This window comes from Zavarzinia sp. CC-PAN008 (genome assembly GCF_051903925.1).
Taxonomy (GTDB): domain Bacteria; phylum Pseudomonadota; class Alphaproteobacteria; order Zavarziniales; family Zavarziniaceae.
The window spans coordinates 992,805-1,015,012 of the sequence record NZ_CP173678.1; the positions used below are offsets into that span (position 1 = coordinate 992,805).

Annotated in this window: 21 protein-coding genes and 1 tRNA gene; 7 read left to right on the top strand and 15 right to left on the bottom strand. The window is 69.7% G+C overall.

Annotated features, from left to right (window positions below; translation table 11 throughout):
- Positions 1–6: 6 nt before the first annotated feature.
- The 3 genes from ftsY to ACI6GS_RS04885 all read left to right on the top strand — a co-directional run bounded on the left by ftsY (position 7) and on the right by ACI6GS_RS04885 (position 2,279).
- Positions 7–948 (top strand): signal recognition particle-docking protein FtsY, encoded by a 942-nt coding sequence (gene ftsY / locus ACI6GS_RS04875; protein ID WP_439816658.1) that lies wholly within the window; start codon positions 7–9, stop codon positions 946–948.
- 8 nt (positions 949–956) lie between these two features.
- Positions 957–1,556, top strand: a complete 600-nt coding sequence (locus ACI6GS_RS04880; RefSeq protein ID WP_439816659.1) for a septation protein A — start codon at positions 957–959, stop codon at positions 1,554–1,556.
- Positions 1,557–1,808: 252 nt separating this feature from the next.
- Positions 1,809–2,279 (top strand): MarR family winged helix-turn-helix transcriptional regulator, encoded by a 471-nt coding sequence (locus ACI6GS_RS04885; protein ID WP_439816660.1) that lies wholly within the window; start codon positions 1,809–1,811, stop codon positions 2,277–2,279.
- Positions 2,280–2,433: 154 nt separating this feature from the next.
- Here ACI6GS_RS04885 and ACI6GS_RS04890 read toward each other — a convergent pair whose 3' ends face one another.
- From ACI6GS_RS04890 to ccmD, 7 genes are all read right to left on the bottom strand, one after another.
- Positions 2,434–2,739 carry a hypothetical protein gene (locus tag ACI6GS_RS04890; protein ID WP_439816661.1) on the bottom strand — a complete coding sequence of 102 codons (306 nt, stop codon included), beginning with the start codon at positions 2,737–2,739 and terminating at the stop codon, positions 2,434–2,436.
- Positions 2,740–2,901: 162 nt separating this feature from the next.
- Complete coding sequence (gene ccmI, locus ACI6GS_RS04895; RefSeq protein ID WP_439816662.1) at positions 2,902–4,224, bottom strand: c-type cytochrome biogenesis protein CcmI; 1,323 nt, start codon at positions 4,222–4,224, stop codon at positions 2,902–2,904.
- Between the two features lie 4 nt (positions 4,225–4,228).
- Positions 4,229–4,717 carry a cytochrome c-type biogenesis protein gene (locus ACI6GS_RS04900; RefSeq protein ID WP_439816663.1) on the bottom strand — a complete coding sequence of 163 codons (489 nt, stop codon included), beginning with the start codon at positions 4,715–4,717 and terminating at the stop codon, positions 4,229–4,231.
- On the bottom strand, positions 4,717–5,265 hold the full coding sequence (locus tag ACI6GS_RS04905) for a DsbE family thiol:disulfide interchange protein (protein WP_439816664.1): 549 nt from the start codon (positions 5,263–5,265) through the stop codon (positions 4,717–4,719). The genes ACI6GS_RS04900 and ACI6GS_RS04905 overlap by 1 nt, the downstream gene beginning before the upstream one ends.
- Positions 5,266–5,271: 6 nt before the next feature.
- Positions 5,272–7,293: a heme lyase CcmF/NrfE family subunit gene (locus ACI6GS_RS04910; RefSeq protein WP_439816665.1), complete on the bottom strand. Its 2,022-nt coding sequence runs from the start codon at positions 7,291–7,293 to the stop codon at positions 5,272–5,274.
- Positions 7,294–7,450: 157 nt separating this feature from the next.
- On the bottom strand, positions 7,451–7,978 hold the full coding sequence (gene ccmE, locus ACI6GS_RS04915) for a cytochrome c maturation protein CcmE (protein WP_439816666.1): 528 nt from the start codon (positions 7,976–7,978) through the stop codon (positions 7,451–7,453).
- A 13-nt stretch (positions 7,979–7,991) separates the two neighbouring features.
- A complete protein-coding gene (gene ccmD, locus ACI6GS_RS04920) occupies positions 7,992–8,180 on the bottom strand; it encodes a heme exporter protein CcmD (protein WP_439816667.1) in 189 nt (62 codons plus the stop codon).
- A 168-nt stretch (positions 8,181–8,348) separates the two neighbouring features.
- Here ccmD and ACI6GS_RS04925 point away from each other — a divergent pair, with 168 nt between their 5' ends.
- Positions 8,349–11,153, top strand: coding sequence for a S8 family serine peptidase (locus ACI6GS_RS04925; protein ID WP_439816668.1), 2,805 nt, complete (start codon positions 8,349–8,351; stop codon positions 11,151–11,153).
- A gap of 9 nt (positions 11,154–11,162) precedes the next feature.
- Here ACI6GS_RS04925 and ACI6GS_RS04930 read toward each other — a convergent pair whose 3' ends face one another.
- Entirely contained in the window at positions 11,163–11,882 is a 720-nt protein-coding gene (locus ACI6GS_RS04930) for a heme ABC transporter permease (RefSeq protein WP_439817932.1), read from the bottom strand.
- Between the two features lie 181 nt (positions 11,883–12,063).
- On the opposite strand from ACI6GS_RS04930, the gene ACI6GS_RS04935 reads away from it, so the two are divergent.
- A complete protein-coding gene (locus ACI6GS_RS04935) occupies positions 12,064–12,960 on the top strand; it encodes a TauD/TfdA dioxygenase family protein (RefSeq protein ID WP_439816669.1) in 897 nt (298 codons plus the stop codon).
- 167 nt (positions 12,961–13,127) lie between these two features.
- On the opposite strand, the gene ACI6GS_RS04940 is transcribed toward ACI6GS_RS04935, so the two are convergent.
- From ACI6GS_RS04940 to ACI6GS_RS04965, 6 genes are all read right to left on the bottom strand, one after another.
- Positions 13,128–13,601, bottom strand: coding sequence for a DUF2867 domain-containing protein (locus ACI6GS_RS04940; RefSeq protein ID WP_439816670.1), 474 nt, complete (start codon positions 13,599–13,601; stop codon positions 13,128–13,130).
- The gene (locus ACI6GS_RS04945) at positions 13,598–15,217 is read right to left on the bottom strand and encodes a GMC family oxidoreductase (RefSeq protein WP_439816671.1); all 1,620 of its coding nucleotides are present in this window, start codon (positions 15,215–15,217) and stop codon (positions 13,598–13,600) included. Before ACI6GS_RS04945 ends, ACI6GS_RS04940 begins: the two co-directional genes overlap by 4 nt.
- Before the next feature lie 263 nt (positions 15,218–15,480).
- On the bottom strand, positions 15,481–16,710 hold the full coding sequence (locus ACI6GS_RS04950) for an acyl-CoA dehydrogenase (RefSeq protein ID WP_439816672.1): 1,230 nt from the start codon (positions 16,708–16,710) through the stop codon (positions 15,481–15,483).
- 14 nt (positions 16,711–16,724) lie between these two features.
- Positions 16,725–17,849: an acyl-CoA dehydrogenase family protein gene (locus ACI6GS_RS04955; RefSeq protein ID WP_439816673.1), complete on the bottom strand. Its 1,125-nt coding sequence runs from the start codon at positions 17,847–17,849 to the stop codon at positions 16,725–16,727.
- A 205-nt stretch (positions 17,850–18,054) separates the two neighbouring features.
- On the bottom strand, positions 18,055–18,720 hold the full coding sequence (locus tag ACI6GS_RS04960; protein ID WP_439816674.1) for a nitroreductase: 666 nt from the start codon (positions 18,718–18,720) through the stop codon (positions 18,055–18,057).
- Between the two features lie 22 nt (positions 18,721–18,742).
- Positions 18,743–19,720, bottom strand: a complete 978-nt coding sequence (locus ACI6GS_RS04965) for an NADPH:quinone oxidoreductase family protein (protein ID WP_439816675.1) — start codon at positions 19,718–19,720, stop codon at positions 18,743–18,745.
- Between the two features lie 110 nt (positions 19,721–19,830).
- Between ACI6GS_RS04965 and ACI6GS_RS04970 the strand changes: the two genes are divergently transcribed.
- Both ACI6GS_RS04970 and ACI6GS_RS04975 read left to right on the top strand, forming a co-directional pair.
- Positions 19,831–20,727 carry a LysR family transcriptional regulator gene (locus ACI6GS_RS04970; protein ID WP_439816676.1) on the top strand — a complete coding sequence of 299 codons (897 nt, stop codon included), beginning with the start codon at positions 19,831–19,833 and terminating at the stop codon, positions 20,725–20,727.
- A gap of 326 nt (positions 20,728–21,053) precedes the next feature.
- Positions 21,054–21,128, top strand: a tRNA-Gly gene (locus ACI6GS_RS04975).
- Positions 21,129–21,196: 68 nt separating this feature from the next.
- On the opposite strand, the gene ACI6GS_RS04980 is transcribed toward ACI6GS_RS04975, so the two are convergent.
- Entirely contained in the window at positions 21,197–22,195 is a 999-nt protein-coding gene (locus tag ACI6GS_RS04980) for an NAD(P)H-quinone oxidoreductase (RefSeq protein WP_439816677.1), read from the bottom strand.
- Positions 22,196–22,208 lie beyond the last annotated feature (13 nt).

Consider the following 22,208-nt stretch of genomic DNA (forward strand, 5'->3'; position numbering starts at 1 on the left):
CAGGACATGAGCGACAGCGCGACACCCGAGAAGAAGGGCTGGTTCAGCCGCCTGAAGCAGGGCCTCAGCCGCAGCACTTCCTCCCTGACCGAGGGCATCACCTCGATCTTCACCAAGCGCAAGCTGGACGACGAGACGCTGGACGAGCTCGAGGAACTGCTGATCCGCTCGGACCTGGGCGTGACCGCTGCTGCCGAAGTGCGCGAGGCGGTGGGCCGTGGCCGCTACAACAAGGAAGTCACGCCGAAGGAGATCAAGGAGATCCTCTCCGAGGCCGTCGCGGCGATCCTGGCGCCGGTTGCCCGGCCCCTGGCGATCGACCGGGCCAACCGGCCGCATGTCGTCCTGGTGGTGGGTGTCAACGGCACCGGCAAGACGACGACCATCGGCAAGCTGACGCGCGAATGGCGGGGCCAGGGCCTGGGCGTGATGCTGGCCGCCTGCGACACGTTCCGCGCCGCCGCGATCGAGCAGCTGACGATCTGGGGCGAGCGCCTGGGCGCCCCCGTGGTGTCCGCTGCTGCCGGGGCAGACGCTGCGGGCCTGGCCTATACCGCGCTGGAAAAGGCCCGGACGGCGGGCAGCGACGTCCTGCTGATCGACACGGCCGGACGGCTGCAGAACAAGTCGCACCTGATGGCCGAGCTTGAAAAGATCATCCGTGTGATCCGCAAGCTGGATCCTACCGCGCCGCACAGCGTGCTGCTGACCCTGGATGCGACGACGGGCCAGAACGCGATCAACCAGGTCGAGGTGTTCCAGAGCGTTGCCAATGTCTCCGGCCTGGTGATGACCAAGCTGGACGGGACGGCGCGCGGCGGTGTCCTGGTCGCGGTCGCGCGCCGCTTTGGCCTGCCCGTCCACTTCATCGGCGTGGGCGAAGGGGCGGAGGACCTGCAGCCCTTCGACGCCAAGGGCTTCGCAACGGCCCTCGCAGGCAAGGAATAGGAGCAGGCATGACGCAGGACGCCCCGCCCGCCCCGCCGCCGGCGCACGCGCCCATGTCGCCCTGGCTGCGCCTGGCGACGGAAGCGGGGCCACTGATCGTCTTCTTCGTCTGCAACGCCCAGTTCGGCCTGATTGTCGGCACCGGCGCGTTCATGGCGGCGACGCTGGCGTCGCTTGCCGTCACCTATCACCAGGAGCGGCGGATCCCCGTTCTGCCCCTGGTCAGCGGTGTCTGTGTCCTGGCCTTTGGTGGACTGACCGTCGCCTTGGACGACGAACTGTTCATCAAGATCAAGCCGACGGTCGTCAATCTGCTGTTTGCAACCGCCCTGTTCGCCGGCCTGGCCTTTCGGCAGTTCTTCCTGAAGATGCTTCTGGGCAGCATGATCGCGCTGGACGATGCCGGCTGGCGCATCCTGACCGTGCGCTGGGGCGTCTTTTTCCTGATTCTCGCCGCACTCAATGAAATCGTGTGGCGATCGTTCTCGACCGAAACCTGGATCAGCTTCAAGCTGCTGGGCATCATGCCCCTGACCCTGGTCTTCAGCGCCCTGCAACTCCCTCTGTTGCAACGGCATTCCCTTTCCGATGCGTCGGAAAAGGTTTGAGCAAAGATTGTTTTGACTCATTCATAGTCGGTTTATATCTATGGGGCAGAGTGCCGCTCATCCAGGCCTCTGTGGGGGGTGGCTGCGTTCAGTTTGCCGCTACCCAGCCTAGGACGGATGGCGGAACATCTCTCGCCAAAGGCGAGGATCCGTTATAGTTTCGACCCATTATCAGCACAGGTGGTTTGCATGGGGGATGGCGCGTTCCAGGATGGGCGGAGCGACCGGACAACGCTCCTCGTCAGCCAATTGGTGCGGAGAGGACACCAACGGGCTGTCGACCTGTTCGTCCAGGCAACCCGTGGTCAGGGCCTGACGCACCAGCAGTTCACGCTGCTGCAGGCGGTCGCGGCCGGCCAGGGGCTGAGCCAGACGGCACTTGTCCACATGACCGGGATCGACCGCAGCACCCTGACCGACATGATCGGTCGGCTGGTCGACCGTGGTGTCCTCAAGCGCAGCCGGGCCGAGGATGACCGGCGCGCGAACCTGATCGTGCTGACCGAGAAGGGCCGGCAACTGCTCAACCAGACGACGCCTGCGGCCCTGGAGGCCGACCGGGCGTTCCTGGAGCCGATCCCGCCAGAGCGGCGGGAGGAGTTGATCGCGCTGTTGCAGCGGTTGGCCGATGTCGATGGCGACGGTGGGGCCGATGGCCTGGACGGCGCCGCGTCGGGCCTGAACGGTGCCGCGCAGGGCACGTCGACCGCGGTACCGGCCTGACCATCGGTCGGCAGGACTGACCCCAGCCGGGTTGCGGGCCCCGGCCTCGTCAGTCGCGATCAATCGGTATCTGGTGGAACATGCATGCCCCGGCTGCCTGGCAGTCCGGGTGGCTTCTGCGTGCGTCAGGCCAGGCCGTCAGAACGCCGACGTGTCAGACGACCAGGTTGACGTAGGTTCCGGGGCGATAGTTCGCTGGCCGCGCCTGCGGCGTCGGCACTTCGCGCTGGGGCAGGGCGGTGCCCTGCTGCTGGCCTTGCTGCTGCCGGCTGAACGAGGTCGAGGCGTCCTGCGCCTGGGTTCCGGCGACCCGGGCCTGCGCCTCCGCGCGCTGGGTCCGGCTGGCCGCTTCGGCTGCCTGGGCGTCGAACTCGGCGCCAGGGCTACCCTGGGCGCCGGCCTGGGCAGCGGCGCGGTTGGACGGCTGCTCGCGCGTCTTCAGCGACGCCAGGGCCGTCAAAACCGCTGTACTTGCTCCGCCGACTTGCATGACCGGACGATGCCCCGGAATTGGTTGCGCTCTGATTAACGGTCAGGCTCAACCGAGGCGGGGAGGGCCTGTTCCGGCGGCAGGTCTGGCCTGCGGCCGGAACGATCCTGGCGCGGGCGGATCAGGCCCGGCCTACTGCCCGGCCCGGGCACGGGCCTGGGCCAGGCCGGTGGTCGCGCGGCCATCGGCTGGGGCCAGGGCCACCGCCTTCTCATAGGCGGCGATCGACTTGTCGTTCTGGCCCAGCACGCCATAGGCGCGACCCAGGCGCAGCCAGCCCTCCAGGTCGTTGGGCTCCTGTTCCAGGCGCGTCGCCAGGCGATCCACCATCGACTGGATGAAGGCGGCGCGATCCTCGGCCGACAGGTCGGCAGCGGCGGCCACGTCGGCGGCCGTCGGCCCCGGTGCGGGCGCGGGCGCGGAGGCTGGCGGCGCGGGGGCCGGCTGCGCAGCGGCAACGGGTGCCGGCGGGACGGGCGCCGCGGGTGCCTGGGCGGTCGGTGCGGGCGGAGGCGGCACCGGCGGATGCTGCGTCGGCAGGCTGCCTTCCGGCATGCGGCCGGCGAAGTCCTTGGCCTGGGCGATGCGCTGGCGGAGCTGCTCCAGCCAGGGGGCACCTTCGGGTGACTCGCGTTCCAACGCTTCCCAGTTGGCCAGCGCGGCGGCCGGGTCGCCCGACTGCAGGCGCTCCAGGCCCAGATAGTAGCGGGAGCCCGGATGCTTCGGATCGACCGCGGCCGAGGCCTCGAACGCGGCCTTGGCCGCTGGCGTCACCAGTCCGCCGGCCGCGAACACGATGGCCTCGCCCTGCGCCATCTTGATGTCGGCATTGGCGGGCATCAGGTCGGCCGCGGTGCCATAGGCGGTCGCCGCGTCGTCATACTGCTTCAGCTCCCAATAGGACCGCGCCAGCATCAGCCAGCCATCGGGATCATTGGGTTCGGCCTTCAGCCGTGCCGCCAGCCGCTCCACCATCGGGATCAGCGCCTGCATTTCCGGATCGACGTCGGCGGCGTTGGGATCACCCGCCTGGGCTGCCGCCTGGGCGGGATCGGCTGCGGCCGCCGGGGCTGCCTGGGCCGCCTGGGGACGCGGCTGGCCGCCGCTGAGCCAGGGGCTGCCAAGGTCGACATAGAGGGCGACGGCGACGGCCGGCACGCCCAGCGCCAGCACGGCGGCGGCGACGCGTCGCTGCCCGGTGCGCCGGATCTCGACATGGCCGCGTTCCGCGTCCGCCTTCAGCATGCGGCGCTCGACCTCGATGCGCGCGGCCTCGGCCTCCTCGGCGCTCAGCAGGCCGCGCTCGCGATCAGTCGCCAGCTCCTTGAGCTGGTCGCGATAGACCTCGAGGTCGAAGGCGGCGGCCGCCGGCGCCGCGGTGCGGGGGCGGACCAGGGGCCAGCCGACAAAGCCAAGCACCACCAGCGTCAGGAACGCGAAAGCCAGCCACAACATCGGATCAGGAATTCCCTTCGTCGAGCAGCGCCTTCAGGCGGCGGCGCTCGTCCGGCGCCAGGGGGGCCGGGGCGGCCTCGACCTTGCGGCGGCGATAGAAGATCAGGACCAGGCCGGCACCCAGGACCAGCAGCACGCCCGGCAGGGCCCACAATGCATAGGTACGCGGCTTCAGCGGCGGCTCCATCAGGACCCAGTCGCCATAGCGCGCCACGACAAAGGCCAGGGCCTGCTCGTCGCTGTCGCCGGCGGCGACCCGCTGGCGCACCAGGTTGCGCAGGTCCCGCGCCAGGTCGGCGTTCGAATCCTCGATCGACTGGTTCTGGCACACCAGGCAGCGCAGCCCCTTGGAAATGGCGCGCGCGCGCGCTTCCAGCGCGGGATCGGGCAGGGGCGGATCGACGGCGACCGCGTGCGCCATGTGCGCCAGGCCCAGGCACAGGACGATGGCCAGGGCCATCGCCCGCAGTGGCGTTGAGAGGATCCGGCGCATCAGCACGCCTTGCCGGCAAGGGCTGGCACGATCTTCTCCTCGATCGACTGGGCCGACAGGGGGCCTACATGCTTGCACAGGATCTGCCCGTCGCCGCTGATCACGAATGTCTCGGGCACGCCATAGACGCCCAGCTCGATCCCGGCGCGCCCGTTCACGTCGGCGCCGATGCGCTGGTACGGGTCGCCCAGCTGGTCCAGGAAGCGCAAGGCCGCCTCGGGCCGGTCCTTGTAGTCGATGCCGTGGATCGGGGCCACGTTGCGCTCGGCCAGGGCCATCAGCAGCGGATGTTCCACCCGGCAGGGGCCGCACCATGAGGCGAAGATGTTCACGATCTGTGGCTGGCCCGTCTTCAGGTCGGCGGTGGCCAGCCCCTTGTCGCCATGCGGGCCGGGTCGCCCGGGCACGGGACCCAGGTTGAATTCGGGCACCGGCTTGCCGATCAGGGCCGAAGGAATGTCCCGCGGCGACAGGTAGAGGCCGTCGTACAGGAACCAGGCGATGACCAGGAAGGCCAGGACCGGCAGGGCATAGAGGATGCGTCGCATGGGGGTCTATTCCGCGGGCGCCAGGCCAGCGCCGGGCTTGCCCTTCGGGGGGGTACTGGCGGGCGTGGTGGGGGTGCGCTTGCGCGTCGGCACGCCTACGCGCAGGCGCCGGTCGCTCAGCGACAGGAAGCCGCCAATGACCATGAACAGGCAGCCACCCCAGATCCACACGACCAGCGGCTTCCAGTACAGGCGCACGGAATAGGAGCCGTCCGGCACCGGATCGCCGATCACGACATACAGGTCGCCGATGATCTGGCTGCGGATCGCGGCCTCGGTCGTCTCCATCGGCGGCTGGGGGTAGGAACGCGACTGCGGCAGCAGGACCCAGCGCGGCTCGCCCTGATAGGTCACCGTGAACTGGCCCTGAAGTGCCGAATAGTTCGGGCCCTGCACGCGCGAGGCGCCATCGAAGCGGACGTCATAGCCGCCGACATCGACGGTCTCGCCCGCCTTCATGGTGATCAGGTGTTCCTCGTTGAACGCGTCCGACGTGGTGATGCCCAGCATCAGGACCGCGATCCCAAGGTGGGCGATCGTCATGCCATAGGCGGCGCGCGGCAGGTGGCGCGCCCGGCGCAGGCTGTCGCCCAGCGGCGCCCGGAACAGGCGGATGCGCTCGGCCCACTCGGTCAGGACACCGACGACCAGCCAGATCCCGACCGTATAGCCGACCACGCCATAGAGCGGCATGCCGGCCACGAAGCCCCAGGTGAAGATCGCAACGCACGCGGCAATCGCGAAAGCCGCCATCAGGCGCTGCAGCGCGCCCTGCATGTCGCCCCGCTTCCAGGCGAGCAGCGGACCGACCGCCATCGCGACGACCAGCGGGATCATCAGCGGCACGAAGGTCTTGTTGAAGTAGGGCGGGCCTACCGTGATCTTCTCGCCCGTCAGGGCGTCCAGGACCAGCGGGAACAGCGTGCCGCCCAGCACGGTCAGCGTGGCGGTGGCCAGCAGCAGGTTGTTGAGCAGCAGGCTGCCTTCCCGGCTGACCGGCGCGAACAGGCCGCCTTGCTTCAGCGACGGCGCGCGGATCGCATAGAGCGCAAGCGAGCCGCCGATGACCAGCAGCAGGAAGCCCAGGATGAAGATGCCGCGCGCCGGGTCGGTGGCGAAGGCATGGACCGAGGTGAGCACGCCGGAGCGGACCAGGAACGTGCCCAGCAGGCTGAGCGAGAAGGTGATGATGGCGAGCAGGATGGTCCACGACTTCAGCGCGTCGCGCTTCTCGACCACGATCGCCGAATGCAGCAGCGCCGTGCCGGCCAGCCAGGGCATGAACGAGGCGTTCTCGACCGGGTCCCAGAACCACCAGCCGCCCCAGCCCAGCTCGTAATAGGCCCAGTGCGACCCCAACGCGATGCCGGCGGTCAGGAAGATCCACGCCGCCAGGGTCCAGGGCCGCACCCAGCGCGCCCAGGACGGATCGACCTTGCCCTCGATCAGCGCGGCGATGGCGAAGGAGAAGGCGATCGAGAAGCCGACATAGCCGAGGTAGAGCATCGGCGGATGGAAGGCGAGGCCGATGTCCTGCAGCAGCGGGTTGAGGCCGTTGCCTTCGGGCGGCATCGGGTCCAGGCGCAGGAACGGGTTCGAGGTGAACAGCAGGAAGGCCAGGAAGCCAACCCCGATCATCGCCTGGATGGCCAGCACCCGGGCCCGGAAAGGCGGCGGCAGGTTGCGGCCCAGGACCGCGACAGCCGCCCCGAACAGGGTCAGGATCAGCGCCCAGAGCAGCAGGGACCCCTCGTGGTTCCCCCACACGCCCGAGATCTTGTAGATCATCGGTTTCAGCGTGTGGGAGTTCTGCGCCACGTTCAGGACCGAGAAGTCGGATTCGACATAGAGCGCGGTCAGCGCCGCGAACGAGATGCCGACCATGAGGAACTGTGCGACCGCAGCCGGTTGCGCCACGGCGATCCAGGCGGCATCGCCACGATGCGCCCCGATCAGGGGCACCAGGCTTTGAACCGTCGCGATGACCAGGGCCAGGATCAGGGCGAAGTGGCCAAGTTCCGCAATCATGTGGGCGATCCTGCCGCGCTTTGGCCGGCCGGGATCAGCCCGGCCAGAGCCTGTTCAGTATACGAAGCGCCGCGCCCTCCGCGTCCGGCGCTGCCTGCGACCAATGGGTGCGCAGCCATGTCCGACCGTCGGTGCCTGGGCGGCGTGGGGGATGGGGTTATTGGGTCAGGGTCGTGGTCGACCCCGAAGCGCTGCCTGCCGCCGCGCCGGCCGTGGCGGCGCTGGCTCCGCCGGGCGCCGGGCCCGAACCGTCGGCCATCCAATGGCCGCTGCGCTTCAGGGCGTCGGCCACCTCGGGCGGCATGTAGTTCTCGTCGTGCTTGGCCAGGATCTGGCTGGCGACAAAAGTGCCGTCCGCGGCCAGCTTGCCCTCCGCCACCACGCCCTGGCCCTCGCGGAACAGGTCGGGGATGATGCCGCGATAGGTGACGGGCACCGCATGGGCGCCGTCCGTCACCTTGAAGGCGATGGACACGCCGTCCGGCTGCTGCTGCACGCTGTCCATCTCCACCAGGCCGCCCAGGCGCAGCGCCTGGTCCGGGCTTACCGCCTTGGTCTGCAGGTCGGACGGACTGTAGAAGAAGACCAGGCTGTCGCTGAAGGCGGACAGGGCCAGCACGGTCGCCAGGCCCAGGCTGATCATCCCGGCGGAAATCGCATAGATGCGGCGGCGCCTGCGTGTCATGGCTGGACCCGTGTCATGGCTGCTCTCCCGCCGGCAGGTCGCGTGTCTCGCCCTCCAGGCGCGCCAGCTCGACCTGATATCGCCGCAGGGTGCGATGGCTGAGATAGGCGATCAAGGCGAGAATCCCGACCGCCACGGCGAACGCTGGCCAGACGAAGGCGGCATAGCCGCCCATGGCGAGGAAGTCACTGAGCTTCTCCACGCGTACCGGTCCCGCCTCCCCGCCCCTTAACCTTATAGGCGTATAGGCCGGATACTACCAGAAGCGCCATGTCGCAGCCGTCACACGCGAGCGCGAATCCGGTTGACGCAGGGCCCGCTCCCGCCGCCCTCTAAGGTGGCGTTAAGCTGGCTTGGGGGATCGTCGGCCATGGTCACGACGCAACGTACCCGCATCTTCACGGCACCCGCCTCTTTCGGCCCCTCGGTCCGCGCCATGCTGCGCGCCGCGCTCGTGGCCGCCACCGTGGCCCTTCTGGCGGCCCAGCCGGCGGCAGCGGCGCCGCCGGCACCGCCTGACGGGGCCGTGGCCACCTCGGGCTCGCTGCCTGGCGGCCGGCCGCTGGCCGTCGACCCCCTGCAGCAGCAGAAGCTGCGCCAGCTCCAGGACTATGTCGCGGCCAAGGGGCGCGTGCGCCTGATCGTGTCGCTGGACGCACCCCTGTCGCCCAAGGAGATCCGTTCTGCCGAGCAGGACGCCCAGGCCGCGGCGGCGATCGGCGGAATCCAGTCCCGCCTGGCCACGCGCCTGGGCTCGCTGGACGAGGGGCGGCTGTTCACCCGGCGCTATGACCAGATCCCGGCGATCACGGTCGAGGCCGACGCCGCCATGCTGGCCCGCCTGATCGCGGCCCCCGAAGTCACGGCGATCCGGGTCGACCGGGCGCGCCAGGCGACGCTGGCCCAGTCCGTTCCCCTGATCGGTGGACCCGGTGCCTATGCCATGGGCGCCACGGGCAGCGGCCAGGTCATTGCCATCATCGACACCGGCGTGGACAAGGCCCACCCCTTCCTGGCCGGCAAGGTGGTTTCGGAGGCCTGCTACACGGTCGATGCCTCGTGCCCCGGGGGCGTGCGCTCGTCGACCGCCGCGGGCTCCGGCGTGCCCTGCGCGGGTGCGGACTGCGACCATGGCACCCATGTCGCGGGCATCGCCGCGGGCCGCAATGGCAGCTTCTCCGGCGTTGCGCGCGATGCCCAGATCATCGCGATCCAGGTCTTCGAGCGCGATGGCAAGTCGGCCTTTGATTCCTCGATCCTGGCGGGCCTGAACCGGGTCTATGCCCTGCGCAATACCTTCAACATCGCCTCGGTCAACATGAGCCTGGGCGGTGCCCTCTTCCCCTCGGCCTGCGATGCCTCCTTCCCCGACTACAAGCTGATCATCGACCAGCTGGCGGCGGCCGGCATCGCGACCGTCATCGCGGCCGGCAATGACGGGCTGGACGGATCCATCAACACGCCGGGCTGCATCAGCAGTGCCGTGACCGTCGGCAGCACGACGAAGCAGGATGCCGTCTCGGACTTCTCGAACCTCAATGCCGTCGTCGACCTGATGGCGCCGGGCTCGGCCATCAACTCGTCCTTGCCGGGTGGCGCCTATGGCCTGCTCAGCGGGACATCGATGGCCACGCCGCATGTGGCGGGCGCGTTCGCGCTGCTGCGCGGCGCCGCACCCTCGTCCTCGGTCGGGACCCTGCAGAACCTGCTCGCGGCCAATGGCACCCCCGTGTCCCGGGGCGGAATCACGCGCCCGCGCATCCGCGTCGACATCATCGACAAGCTGGGCCCGGCCCCGGCCCCTGTCCTGGTCGGGCCGCTGGCCGCCACGCCGGTGCCCACGGCAACCCCCGTGCTGGTCTGGCAGCAGGTGACCGGCGCCAGCGCCTATCGCGTCGAGGTCGACACCAGCGCGACAGCGGGGACGGAGGTGACGGGCATCCTGACCCCCACCGCCGCACGGTGCAGCAGCGCCACCAACCAGTGCCGCTGGCTGCCTCCCGCACTTGCTTCCGGTCCCGCGCGCTGGCGCGTGCGCGCGGCGCGGGGCAGCGTGATCGGGACCTTCAGCGCCTATGCCGGCTTCACCGTCAACCTGGCGGCGACACCGGCACCGCCCGTGCCCATCGGCCCCACGGGCACGGTGACGGTGCAGCGCCCGACCGTCAGCTGGCGGCCCTCCTATGGCGCGGTCCAGTACGAAGTGGCGGTGATCGACGCGACCGGCATCCGCCGCGCGGTCACCCTGGCCAGCAGCAGCGTCGGCTGCGTCAACGGCGTCAGCCCGACCTGCAGCCACACGCTGACCTCGCCCCTGGCTCAGGGCACGGTGCGCTGGTCGGTCAAGGCGATCACCGCGGCGGGCAAGGCGTCCGCCACCGGCGCGTCCAACTTCACCTACAACACGCAGCCGGCGGGCATGGCCACGCTGGTTTCGCCGCTGAACACGACGACCAACATTGCGCCGCTGTTGCGCTGGCGCCAGGGCACGCAGGCGACGCAGTACCGGGTTGCGGCCTATCGTGCCGATGGCAGCACGATCTTCAGCAACTGGCTGACCGCGGCCCAGGCCAAGTGCACGATCGCCGGCGCGCTGTGCGAGTTCCAGGGCACCGCCTTTCCCGGCGGCACCATTCGCTGGGCGGTGATGGCCGCCAACGCCAATGGCAACGCGGCCTGGACCCCGTTGGGCACGTTCACCGTCAATGCCTCCCTGCCGCCGGTGAACGACCGATTCGCCTCGGCGCTCACCATCGCGACGGGCGGCCAGGCGATGGGCACGAACGTCAACGCGACGCTGGAGACGGGAGAGCCGCTGCTGATCCCGGCGGCGGCGGGACGCACGGTGTGGTGGCGCTGGGTGGCGCCCGCGTCGGGCGTGGTCATGATGACCACCGATGGCAGCGGCTTCGACACGATCCTGGGCGTCTATACCGGCAATGCGACGACGGGATTGACCCTGCGGGCGGTCAACGACGACGCCAACGGACGCCTGAGCGCGGTCGCGGTCGCGGTCACCGGCGGCGTCGCCTACTCGATCGTGGTCGACGGCTATTCGACGACCGAACCGGCGGGCAAGGTCGTGCTCAACGTCTCGACCGTTTCGCCCGCGGGCTTGCGCCTGGCCGAGGATGGCCTGCGCGTGGCGTCGCCCGCCTATCGCCCGGAAAAGTAGGGCCTCGGGTCAGGCGGCGGCACGGGCCAGGGACAGGGTGCGCACGCGCCGGGCCAGGATCTCCGCCTTGACCCGCCACAGCAGGACCGTGACGAAATAGGCATTGGCCGCGGCGAACATCACCAGAAGCGGCCACAGCATGGACGGGTGGATGGAGGGGCCATCCATGCGCATGATGCTGGCCGGCTGGTGCAGCGTGTTCCACCAGTCGACCGAGAACTTGATGATCGGGATGTTGACCGAACCGACCAGGGCCAGGATGGCGGCGGCGCGGGCCGCGCGCTGCGGGTCCTCGATCGTCTCCCACAGCGCGATATAGCCAAGGTAGAGGAAGAACAGCACCAGGACCGAGGTCAGGCGCGCATCCCACACCCACCAGGTTCCCCACATCGGCTGTCCCCAGAGCGAGCCGGTGACGAGCGCGATGAGGGTGAAGGCGGCGCCGATGGGGGCCGCCGACTTGGCCACCAGGTCGGCCAGGACGTGGCGCCAGATCAGCGACACCAGGCTGGCCACCGCCATCACGCAATAGACCGCCATCGACATCGTGGCGGCGGGCACGTGCACGAACATGATCCGCACCGTGTCGCCCTGCTGGTAGTCCTCCGGCGCCACCACCAGGCCCCAGTACAGGCCGACCGCGACCAGGACCAGGGTCAGGCCACCGGCCCAGGGCAGGATCGCATCGGCCAGGCGCAGGAAGCGGACCGGATTGGCAAAGCGGCTCAGCATGGCTCGAACCCATTCGAAACAATGCGCGGCAGTCTAGGGGAGTGCCGGCCAGGGTTGAAGGGCGCCATCCGCCGCCCGACATGACGCGATGCCACAAGGCAGGCCAGCCCGGACGCCCACGCATTTGTGTCGGCGCCCCGGCAATGCTTCACTCCGCCCGAACTCCAAGGGGTCAGCGATGTCTATTCTGCGCGCCGTGCCGGATGCGGCGGGTCCCCTGCCGGACCTGGAACAGGATTTCGCGGTCGTGCCGACCGGTGCCGCCCTGGGCGCCGACATCACGGGCCTGGACCTGTCGCGGCCGCTGGGACCCGCCACCTTCCAGCGCCTGGTGGAGGCGTGGAGCCGCCACCTGGTCCTTCGCTTCCGCGGCCAGGCGCTGGACGATGGCGCCCTGATCGGCTTCAGCCAGCGCTTCGGCGTGCTCGACCGCGCGCCCATCCATGCGGCGGGGACCAAGACCTATCCCGATCCCTATATCCTGATCGTCTCCAACATCGTGGAGGATGGCCTGCGCCTGGGCTCGCTCGGCGCCTATGAAAGCGCCTGGCACATCGACATGTCCTATAACGACGTGCCGCCGGTCGGCAGCATCCTCTACGGGGTCGAGGTGCCGGCCGTGGGCGGCGACACCAGCTTCATCAACCTGGGCCTGGCCTACGAGACGCTGCCGGCGGAGCTGAAGGCGGCGATTGCCGGCCGCACCGCCACGCACGATTCCTCGCGCAATTCGGCGGGCGAACTGCGCCGCGGCTTTGCCGAGGTGACGGACCCGCGCGAGGCACCGGGCGCGCGCCATCCGCTGGCTCTGCCGCATCCGGTGACCGGGCGGCCCATGCTCTACCTGGGGCGCCGCCGCAATGCCTATGTCCAGGGCCTGGACCTGGCGGAGAGCGAGGCCCTGCTCGACGCCCTGTGGGCGCATGCCGAGAAGCCGGAGCATGTCTGGACCCAGAAGTGGCAGGTGGGCGACGTCGTCCTTTGGGACAATTTCGCAACTGCTCACAGGCGGGACAGCTTCGACGGCGACGCCCGCCGCTACATGAAGCGCACCCAGATCAAGGCCAGGGCGTAGGCAAACTCCGCCCCTTGTGGGCCAGGGTTGGGGCTGTCCAGTTCCATGATTGCCCGCCTTCTCACCGCTCATCCCCGCGCAGGCGGGGATCCAGGGTCCCAAGCGCAGGTCCATGTTGCCCTGGATCCCCGCCTGCGCGGGGATGAGCGGGATTTTTGAGGCCTGCTCTACTTCTCTCGCGCCTGGGCAAGCATGGCGCGCACCACCATGCGGTGGAACGGCATGATCGTGGTGAGGTAGGTCCGCCCCAGCGCGTTATGGGTGCGCACGACCGTGGTCGTCGTCACCTGCGCCGCGCCGTCCAGCCGCACCACGTCGAGCACGATGCGGAAGTCGAGGTGCCGGTCGGCGAAGCCCAGCACCACGCGGGCCTCTGTCTCGGACAGGATCGGGAACAGGCCCAGGCGGCCATTGGGCGCGGGGATCGTCGTTTCGTCCGTCTTCAGGCCAAAGGGGGCGGCGACCAGGTTGCGCAGCCGCATCAGATGGCCGATCCAGGCCGGCTGGCGCCCGATCACGCGCCGGGCTGCGGCGGGCGCCGTCAGGTCGCGCTCCTCGACCCGGATCGTGAAGGCGTCGGCAAAAGTGGCGCCCGGCAGCAGGGCGACCGCGTCGGCCGCGGCGCGCACCTCCCGGATCATGCGCGGGCGTCCGCCAGGATCCGCGCCGCCGCCTGCTCCGCGATCATCGCGGTCGGCGTGTTGGTGTTGCCGGACGTTATCGTGGGCATGACCGAGGCGTCGGCGATGCGCAAGGTGCCCACGGCAAAGGCGCGCAGCCGGTCGTCCACGACCGCCATCGGATCGCTCTCCAGCCCCATCTTCGCCGTCCCCACGGGGTGGAAGATGGTGGTGCCGATGTCGCCCGCCGCCCGGGCCAGGCTGTCCTCGTCATCGCCGATGGCGGGACCGGGCAGGTATTCGTCGGGATGGTAGCGGGCCAGCGCCGACTGCTTCATCAACTGCCGCGTCACGCGCAGCGAATCCGCCGCCACGCGCCGGTCCTCCGGCGTCGAGAGGTAGTGCGGGGCGATCGACGGCGCGCTGGTCGCCTGGGCATCGCGCGGCCTGACCGTGCCGCGCGCTGTGGGACGCAGGTTGCAGACGCTGACCGTGATCGCGGGGAAGCGGTGCAGGGGATCGCCGAACTTGTCCAGGGACAGGGGCTGGACATGGAACTGGATGTTGGCGCGCTCGTGATCCGGGCTGGAGCGGGTGAACAGGCCCAGCTGCGACGGCGCCATGGTGAGCGGCCCGCGCCGCCGCAGGGCGTAGTCGACGCCCATCCAGCCGCGCCGCAGCAGGTTGTAGTAGTGGGCGTTCATCGTCGCCCCGCCCGTCACCTTGTAGATCGTGCGGATCTGCAGATGGTCCTGCAGGTTGCGGCCGATGCCGGAGACGTCCTGCACCACCGGGATGCCCGCCGCCTGCAGCCAGTCTGCCGGCCCGACGCCCGAGCGGTGCAGCAGGTGCGGCGTGCCGATGGCCCCGGCGCTCAGCACGACCTCCCCTTTCGTCCGGGCCTCGACTGCCTGCCCGTCCTTGTGGAAGACCACGCCCACGGCCCGGCCCTGCTCGATCACCAGGCGGTCGGCCAGGACGCCAGTTTCCAGCCGCAGGTTGGGCCGGTGCAGCACCGGCTTCAGAAAGCCGCGGGCCGACGACCAGCGCCGCCCCAGCTTCTGGTTCACGTGGAAATAGCTGGCCCCTTCATTGTCGCCGGTATTGAAGTCGGGGATGGTGGGGATGCCCATCTGGCCCGCCGCCTCGCGCACCGCGTCCAGGATCGCCCAGGACAGGCGCGGCGCCTCGACCCGCCAGCCGCCGCCCGTGCCGTGGAAGGGGCCCTCCCCCAGGAAATGGTCCTCCAGCCGCTTGAACGCCGGCAGGACGTCGTCCCAGCCCCAGCCGGGCAGGCCCAGCTGGCGCCAATGGTCATAGTCGGCGGCCTGGCCGCGCATCGCGATCATGGCGTTGATGGCGGACGAGCCGCCGATCACCTTGCCCCGCGGATAGGCCAGGGAGCGGCCGTTCAGGCCGGGTTCGGGTTCCGTCCGGTACATCCAGTCCGACCGCGGATTGCCGATCGCGAACAGGTAGCCGACGGGGATGTGGAACCAGATCCAGTTGTCGCGCCCGCCCGCCTCCAGCAGCAGGACACGGTTGCGCGGGTCCGCCGACAGGCGGTTCGCCAGGATGCACCCGGCCGTGCCCGCGCCCACGATGATGTAGTCGTAATCGCCCTCGAACCGCTTCATGCGCCCCTCACTCGAAGGGACTGTAGAACCGGGATGGGCTCGGTTGAACCCTATTCCCACCTCAACCTGAAGAGGTCCGGCGGATGGGGAACGCGTGTTGCGTCACCGTTGCTTCAGATGCTTCGAGACGGCCCCTGCGGGGCCTCCTCAGCATGACGCCGTTGTTCTTGTTTGAACAATTCCAACGGTCGTCATCCTGAGGAGCGCGCGACGCGCGCGTCTCGAAGGATGTTGAAGCGGCCTTGACGCGCCCTGAACCGGACTTACTTCCCCACGGGCAGCTTGTTGAAGGGGATGTCCTTGTCGACGCGGATGTCGGGCGGCAGGCCCAGCACGCGCTCGGCGATGATGTTGCGCAGGATCTCGTCCGTGCCGCCGGCAATGCGGAGGCCCGGCGAGAACAGGTAGCCGTGCTGGAACAGGCCGCCCGCCGGCATCGTCTCGCCATCCGTCATCACGCCGCCCTGGTCGACCAGATCCATGCCGAAGCTGGAAATGTTTTGCAGGTTCGAGGCGCTGACCAGCTTGGTGATCGAGGATTCGGGCCCCGGCGTCTGGCCGCGCGACAGCGCGGTATAGGTCCGGAACTTGGTGTACTTCAGGCCGCGAGACTGGACGTACCAGTCGGCCAGCTTCTGCCGCACGTCGTCCTTGGCCAAAGCCGGCTGGCCGTCGATCTCGACACTCTTGGCCAGCGCGAAGAGCTCGTCAAAGCCCGGCGGCGGGGCGTCGCCCACCGACAGGCGCTCGTTCATCAGCGTGGTGAGCGAGACCTTCCAGCCGTCGCCCACCTTGCCCAGGCGCTGGCTGTCGGGGATGCGCACGTTGTCGAAGAAGACCTCGTTGAAGCCGGAAGCCCCAGAAATCTGCTTGATCGGCTTCACCGTGACGCCTGGCGACTTCATGTCCAGGAAGAAGAAGGTCAGGCCCTGGTGCTTCGGCACATTGGGATCGCTGCGCGTCACCAGGATGCCGTAGTCGGAATAGTGCGCGCCGGACGTCCAGATCTTCTGCCCGTTGATGATCCAGTCGTCGCCGTCACGCTCGGCCCGCGTGCGCAGGCCCGCCACGTCCGAGCCGCCCGCGGGCTCCGAGAAGAGCTGGCACCAGATCTCCTCGCCCCGGCGCATGACGGGCAGGTAGCGCTTCTTCTGCTCCTCGGTCGCATAGGCCATCATCGTCGGCCCGCACATGCCGAGGCCGATGTCGAAGAAGCCGCGGGGGACGGCAAACTTGCCCTCCTCCTGCTCCCAGATCACGCGCTCGATCGGGGTCGCGGCCATGCCGCCATATTCCTTGGGCCAGTGCATGCAGGCCCAGCCGGCATCGGCCTTCTTGGCCTGCCAGGCGCGGGCGCGGGCCAGCGCCTGCTTCTCGTCGGCCGCCTCGCGCCCCATCTGGCGCACTTCCTCAGGGCTCGGCGCGTTGGCTTCCAGCCAGGCGCGGGCCTTTGCCCGGAACTCGGCTTCCTGCGGGGTATCCTCGAAATCCATGTGTCGTTCCTCCCTCAGGCTGCGTTGCGCGCTTCGAGGCGGCTGATCAGGTGCTCTTTCCAGGTACGGGCCGAGCCGAGCTTCAGACCAAGGTGCTTGGAGCGGCGATAGTACAGGTGGCAGTCGCCTTCCCAGGTATAGCCCATGCCGCCATGGGTCTGGATCGACTCCTTGGACGCCTGGTGGAAGGCCTCCGTCGCGGCCACGCGCGCACCGGCCGCCGCCACCGGCAGTTCGGGCGAGCCGGCCGACAGCGCCCAGGCGCCGTAATAGGCGTTGGAGCGCGCCAGCTCGATCGCCACATAGACGTCGGCCAGCTTGTGCTTGATCGCCTGGAACGAGGCGATGGCCCGGCCAAAGGCATAGCGCTGCAGCGCATAGTCCTTGGCCATTTCCAGCGCCACCTGGGCGCCGCCCACCTGCTCGAAGGCGATCAGGACGGCCGCACGGTCCTGCACCTGGGTCAGGTTGGCCCAGCCCTCGCCCACGGCGCCCACTGCTTCGGCGGGCGCGTCGGTGAAGGTGATCTCGGCCTGGCTGCGCGTGGGATCGATCGTCTTGACCGCCTTGCGCGCGACGCCCGGGCCCTTCAGGTCGACCAGGGCCAGGACCAGGCCGCGCTCGCCCTCTGCTCCGGCGCGGGCCAGGACGATGGCGAAGTCGGCAATGTCGCCGTCCGGCACCGGCACCTTGGTGCCCGACAGCTTGCCGTTCTCGAACGTCGCCGCGATGTTGCGCGCCGTCGGCTGGGTCGGCCCCTCGGCCACCGCGACCGTGCCGATCGCCTCCCCCGCCGCCAGCTTGGGCAGCCAGGCCTGCTTCTGCTCGTTCGTGCCGGCCAGCAGCAGGGCCTCCGTCGCCAGATAGACGCTGGAGGCAAAGGGCACGGGCGCCAGCGCGCGGCCCAGTTCCTCGGCGATCACGCACAGTTCCAGGTGACCCAGGCCCAGGCCGCCGAACTCCTCCGGGATTGCGGTCCCGGTCCAGCCCATCTCGACGATCCCCTTCCACAGGTCGGCGTCAAAGGGCGCATCCGATTCCAGGATCCTGCGCACGACCTTGGTCGAACTGCGGTCGGCCAGGAAGCGCCGCGCCTGCTCGCGCAGCATTTCCTGGTCTTCGGAAAACTCGAAATTCATGAAGCCGTCCTCCCTGGACCTTGCACCGGATGTTCAGTCCCCGGGCAAGCGCCTGAATGCCATCCTGTTCGGGCCGCACCATGGCGCGCGCGCCGCGGTGAAATCAAGCCCGCACCGACCCCGATTTGAATTGACGGTACGGGGTCGTTCCGGCCCTGGATTGCGACAGTTTGGTGAACGGCGTGGACCGCCCGGCGGGAGCGCTTCAGTCCGGAAAGCCGATCATCCGGCCCCAGTCGGCGAAGGGGGCCCGCGTGGTGCGCAGCGTGTTGATGGGGGCGTCGTCGTCGCGATAGCCCAGGGCCACGCCGCAGAACAGCATCTGGTCGTCCGGCAGGTCCAGCACCGTCGCCACGGTCCGGGCATAGAGCGCCCAGAACTCCTGGGGGCAGGTGGCCAGGCCATGCTCGACCGCCAGCAGCATCAGGGTCTGGATGTACATGCCCAGGTCCGACCATTGCGGCGGGCCCATCCGCCGGTCGACCGAGACGAAAATGCCGACGGGCGCGCCGAAGAATTCGGCATTGCGGGCCAGCTGGCGCATGCGGCCGGCCTTGTCCGTGCGCGGGATGGCAATCGCGTCGTACAGCGCCTCCCCCGTCTCGAACCGCCTGGTGCGGTAGGGCTCCCACAGGTCGGCGGGATAGATGTCATAGGCGGGGCTTGGGTCGAAGCCGGCCTGCCGCACGCGGGCCAGCAGGTCGGCCAGGGCAGCGCCAGCCACCGCATGGACGCGCCATGGCTGGAGATTGCCGCCGCTCGGCGCGCGCGCCGCCTGCTCCAGCAGGGTGCGGACCACGGCCGCCGGAACCGGGTCGGGACGGAAGGCCCGGATGGAGCGGCGGGCCTCGACGGCTTCGGACACATGCATGGGATCGATCTCCTGGGATGGATCAGGGCTCTAGGATCAGGACGGTCTTGCCCAGGCCCTGGCCGCTCAGCGCGAATTCCAGGGCCTCGGCATGGTCTGGCAGCGCGAAACAGCGGCCGACCGGCGGCACCAGGCGGCCGTCGGCGACCCAGTCCAGCAGCGTGCGCAGGTGGGCGGCCGTCTCCTCCGGCTGGAACAGCTGGAATTGACGCACGTCGACGCCCGTCAGCGCCGCCCCCTTCATCAGGGGCAGGTTGGCGGGCAAAGCCGGGATGGGGCCGCCGGCAAAGCCGACGACCATGTGGCGCCCGCCCCAGCCCAGCGACCGGAAAGCCGCCTCGAACAACGGCCCGCAGACCGGATCGAAAACGACGTTCGGGGCCTGGCCCCCGCAGGCAGCCTTCAGCCGGTCGCGCCAGCCCTCGACCGTCGTATCGAGCACGGCATCCGCGCCGTGTTCCAGCGCGAAGGCGCGCTTCTCCGCACTGGATGCCGCCGCGATCACGCGGGCGCCCAGCAGCCGGCCGACCTGGATCGTCGCCAGGCCAACGCCGCCTGCCGCACCCAGCACCAGCAGGCGTTCCCCCGGCCGCAGCACGGCCCGGTCGGCCAGGCCGTGCAGAGCCGTCAGGTAGTTGATGCGGAAACCCGCGGCCTGGGCGAACGTCATGGCTGGGGGAATTGTCACCACGCTGCCGGCGGCGGCGCGGGCATAGTCGGCAAAGCCGCCCGCCGCGCTGGCCATCACCCGCTCGCCCACGCGCAGGCCGGCCACGCCCTCGCCCACGGCATGGACCCAGCCACCCACTTCCTGCCCCGGCGTGTGCGGCAGCGGCGGCTTCACCTGATAGCGGCCCAGCGCGACCAGCGCATCGACATAGCCGACGCCACAGGCGGCGACGCGGACCACCACCTCGCCCGCTCCGGGCTGTGGGATCGCGCATTCGACCAGCGCATAGTCGCGGATCGACGTCAGCGATCCAGCCTCCACCTTCCTCATCGGCATTCCCCTCGCGGCCTGGACCCACAGCATCGGACCGGCTCCAGGCTAGGGCCATGACGCGACCGTGACTTCCCGGGGAATGGGGATTTCAGTTATCGATTCCGTCGATGAATACGCCCAACCTCCAGGACGCCGCGACCTTCCTCAAGGTGATCGAAGTCGGCGGTTTCGCGGCCGCTGCGCGCGAACTCGGCGTGACCCAGTCGACGGTCAGTCGCCGCGTTTCGGAACTGGAACGCCGGCTGGGCCGCCGCCTGATCGAGCGCACGACCCGGCGCCTGATCCTGACCGAGGCGGGCGAGCGCTATGGCGATGCCGTGCGCGACCTGCTGGCCGGCCTGGCGGATGCGGAGGCCGGCCTGGACGACGACGTGGCGGGCGCACATGGACCCTTGCGGATCACGATCCCGTCGTCCTATGGGCGGCACTGCGTGCTGCCCGTCCTGGCCGGTTTTGCCGCGCGCTATCCCCGGGTGCGCCTGGATATCGACCTGTCCGACCGCTATGCGGACCTGTTGTCGGAGGGGTACGACTTTGCCGTGCGCCTGACCGAGCCCCGTGCCTCTGGCCTCCAGGCCCAACTGGTGCGCCGCATGCGCGCCCATGTCTGCGCCACGCCTGGCTTCCTGGACGCCCATCCCGTGCGCGGCGCGGACGACCTGGTGGACGAGCGCTGCCTGGTGCAGCGGACCTATGCCCCGCGCACCGTGTGGCCATTGCGTGTGCGCGACGTCCTCAAGGAGGTGCACATCCGGCCCCGCATGCTGCTCAACGATGTGGAGGCTGTCCGTGCCATGGCCCTGGCTGGCATGGGCATCGCGACCCTGCCCGGCTTCCTGGTCGATGGCGACCTGGCCCAGGGCCGCCTGCGGCTGGCCCACCCGGACCTGACCCTGGGTGCGGTGCGGATCTATCTCGTCTGGCCACGGCACAAGGCGGGCCTGCCCCGCATCCGCGCGCTGCGCGATCATCTGGAGGCCCACCTGCCGACGGAGGGTCGTTGAGCGCGCGGGCGCCCTGCTGGCGACTGGACAGCCGCCGCCCGACGCGGTCTCCTGCTACCGCGGTCCGTTAACCATGATTCGGCGGGCCGCCGCCCGGTTGGTCTTGGGCGGGGGCGTGGCGCGATGACGATGTTCCTGGGAATGGCGGCGGGCCTGCTGGGCGTGGCGGCCTTCGTGGCCCTGCTGGCGATGGCGGCGCGGGGCCTGTGACGGGACACGCCTGCATGGGGTGCGTCAAACTGGGCCAATCCAGGGCTTGCCAAGCCGGAATCCGCGCGTATTATCCGCGCTCTCTCGACTGTCCGAGACCATCGGACGACGCGGATGCGGGCGTAGCTCAGGGGTAGAGCACAACCTTGCCAAGGTTGGGGTCGTGAGTTCGAATCTCATCGCCCGCTCCAATATCTCATTCCATTGACCATCAGGATGTTGGAGCGACCGCGGGCCCGGAGGGGCCGGGGCGGGCGGGTCAGGTCGTCAGGACGATCTTTCCGACATGCTGGCCGGCTTCCATGTAGGCGTGCGCCGCGGCGGCCTCGGCCAGGGGATAGGTGCGGTCCACGATGGGGCGGATCGTGCCCGCGGCGACCAGGGGCCAGATCCGCGCGCGCACCGTGTCGGTGATGGCCGTCTTTTCCGCGACAGCACGTCCGCGCAGGGTGGAGCCGGTCAGGGTGAGGCGCTTCAGCATCATCGGCAGGAAGTTGACGCTGGTGCTCACACCCTCCAGGAACGCGATGGAGACGATGCGGCCGCGATGCGCCGCCGCCGCCATGTTGCGCTGGATGTAGTCGCCGCCGACCATGTCCAGGATCACGTCGACGCCGCGCCCGCCGGTCAGGCGCATCAACTCGGCCACGAAGTCCTGGGCGCGGTGGTCGATCGCCGCCGTGGCCCCCACCTCCAGGCAGGCCGCGCACTTCCCCGGGCTTCCCGCGGTCACATAGACGGGCGAGCCCAGGGCCCGCGCCATGTGGATCGCCATCGTGCCGATGCCGCTGGCGCCGCCATGGACCAGCAATGTCTCCCCCGGCTGCAGCGCGCAGGCATCGAACACATTGGTCCAGACGGTCATGATCGTCTCGGGCGCCGCCGCGGCGGCCACCATGTCCAGACCGGGGGGGACAGCCAGGACGTGCCCGGCATAGGCCAGGCAGTATTCGGCATAGCCACCGCCGGCGACCAGAGCGCAGACGGGATCGCCAATCGCCCAGCCCGTCACACCGGGACCCAGCGCCGCCACCTCGCCCGCGACTTCCAGGCCCATGGTCTGCGGCGCCCCGGGTGGCGGCGGGTAGTGGCCCTGGCGCTGGACCATGTCGCCACGGTTCAGGCCGGCGGCCCGCACGCGGATCAGCACCTGTCCCGCGTCCGGCTGCGGCACGGGCAACCGCACCAGCTCGATCATCTCCGGTCCGCCGGGCTGGCGCACGGCGATTGCCGCCATGTCAGGGGGCAAGGGGGGCATGGGCGCTGTCCTT

What these genes read in the sequence shown, in the direction of transcription:
- ftsY (WP_439816658.1), top strand. Translation starts at nt 7, where the DNA reads ATGAGCGACAGCGCGACACCCGAGAAGAAGGGCTGGTTCAGCCGCCTG.
- ACI6GS_RS04880 (WP_439816659.1), top strand. Translation starts at nt 957, where the DNA reads ATGACGCAGGACGCCCCGCCCGCCCCGCCGCCGGCGCACGCGCCCATG.
- ccmI (WP_439816662.1), bottom strand. Translation starts at nt 4,224, where the DNA reads ATGTTGTGGCTGGCTTTCGCGTTCCTGACGCTGGTGGTGCTTGGCTTT.
- ACI6GS_RS04900 (WP_439816663.1), bottom strand. Translation starts at nt 4,717, where the DNA reads ATGCGCCGGATCCTCTCAACGCCACTGCGGGCGATGGCCCTGGCCATC.
- ACI6GS_RS04905 (WP_439816664.1), bottom strand. Translation starts at nt 5,265, where the DNA reads ATGCGACGCATCCTCTATGCCCTGCCGGTCCTGGCCTTCCTGGTCATC.
- ACI6GS_RS04910 (WP_439816665.1), bottom strand. Translation starts at nt 7,293, where the DNA reads ATGATTGCGGAACTTGGCCACTTCGCCCTGATCCTGGCCCTGGTCATC.
- ccmE (WP_439816666.1), bottom strand. Translation starts at nt 7,978, where the DNA reads ATGACACGCAGGCGCCGCCGCATCTATGCGATTTCCGCCGGGATGATC.
- ACI6GS_RS04925 (WP_439816668.1), top strand. Translation starts at nt 8,349, where the DNA reads ATGGTCACGACGCAACGTACCCGCATCTTCACGGCACCCGCCTCTTTC.
- ACI6GS_RS04935 (WP_439816669.1), top strand. Translation starts at nt 12,064, where the DNA reads ATGTCTATTCTGCGCGCCGTGCCGGATGCGGCGGGTCCCCTGCCGGAC.
- ACI6GS_RS04940 (WP_439816670.1), bottom strand. Translation starts at nt 13,601, where the DNA reads ATGATCCGGGAGGTGCGCGCCGCGGCCGACGCGGTCGCCCTGCTGCCG.
- ACI6GS_RS04945 (WP_439816671.1), bottom strand. Translation starts at nt 15,217, where the DNA reads ATGAAGCGGTTCGAGGGCGATTACGACTACATCATCGTGGGCGCGGGC.
- ACI6GS_RS04950 (WP_439816672.1), bottom strand. Translation starts at nt 16,710, where the DNA reads ATGGATTTCGAGGATACCCCGCAGGAAGCCGAGTTCCGGGCAAAGGCC.
- ACI6GS_RS04955 (WP_439816673.1), bottom strand. Translation starts at nt 17,849, where the DNA reads ATGAATTTCGAGTTTTCCGAAGACCAGGAAATGCTGCGCGAGCAGGCG.
- ACI6GS_RS04960 (WP_439816674.1), bottom strand. Translation starts at nt 18,720, where the DNA reads ATGCATGTGTCCGAAGCCGTCGAGGCCCGCCGCTCCATCCGGGCCTTC.
- ACI6GS_RS04965 (WP_439816675.1), bottom strand. Translation starts at nt 19,720, where the DNA reads ATGAGGAAGGTGGAGGCTGGATCGCTGACGTCGATCCGCGACTATGCG.
- ACI6GS_RS04970 (WP_439816676.1), top strand. Translation starts at nt 19,831, where the DNA reads ATGAATACGCCCAACCTCCAGGACGCCGCGACCTTCCTCAAGGTGATC.
- ACI6GS_RS04980 (WP_439816677.1), bottom strand. Translation starts at nt 22,195, where the DNA reads ATGCCCCCCTTGCCCCCTGACATGGCGGCAATCGCCGTGCGCCAGCCC.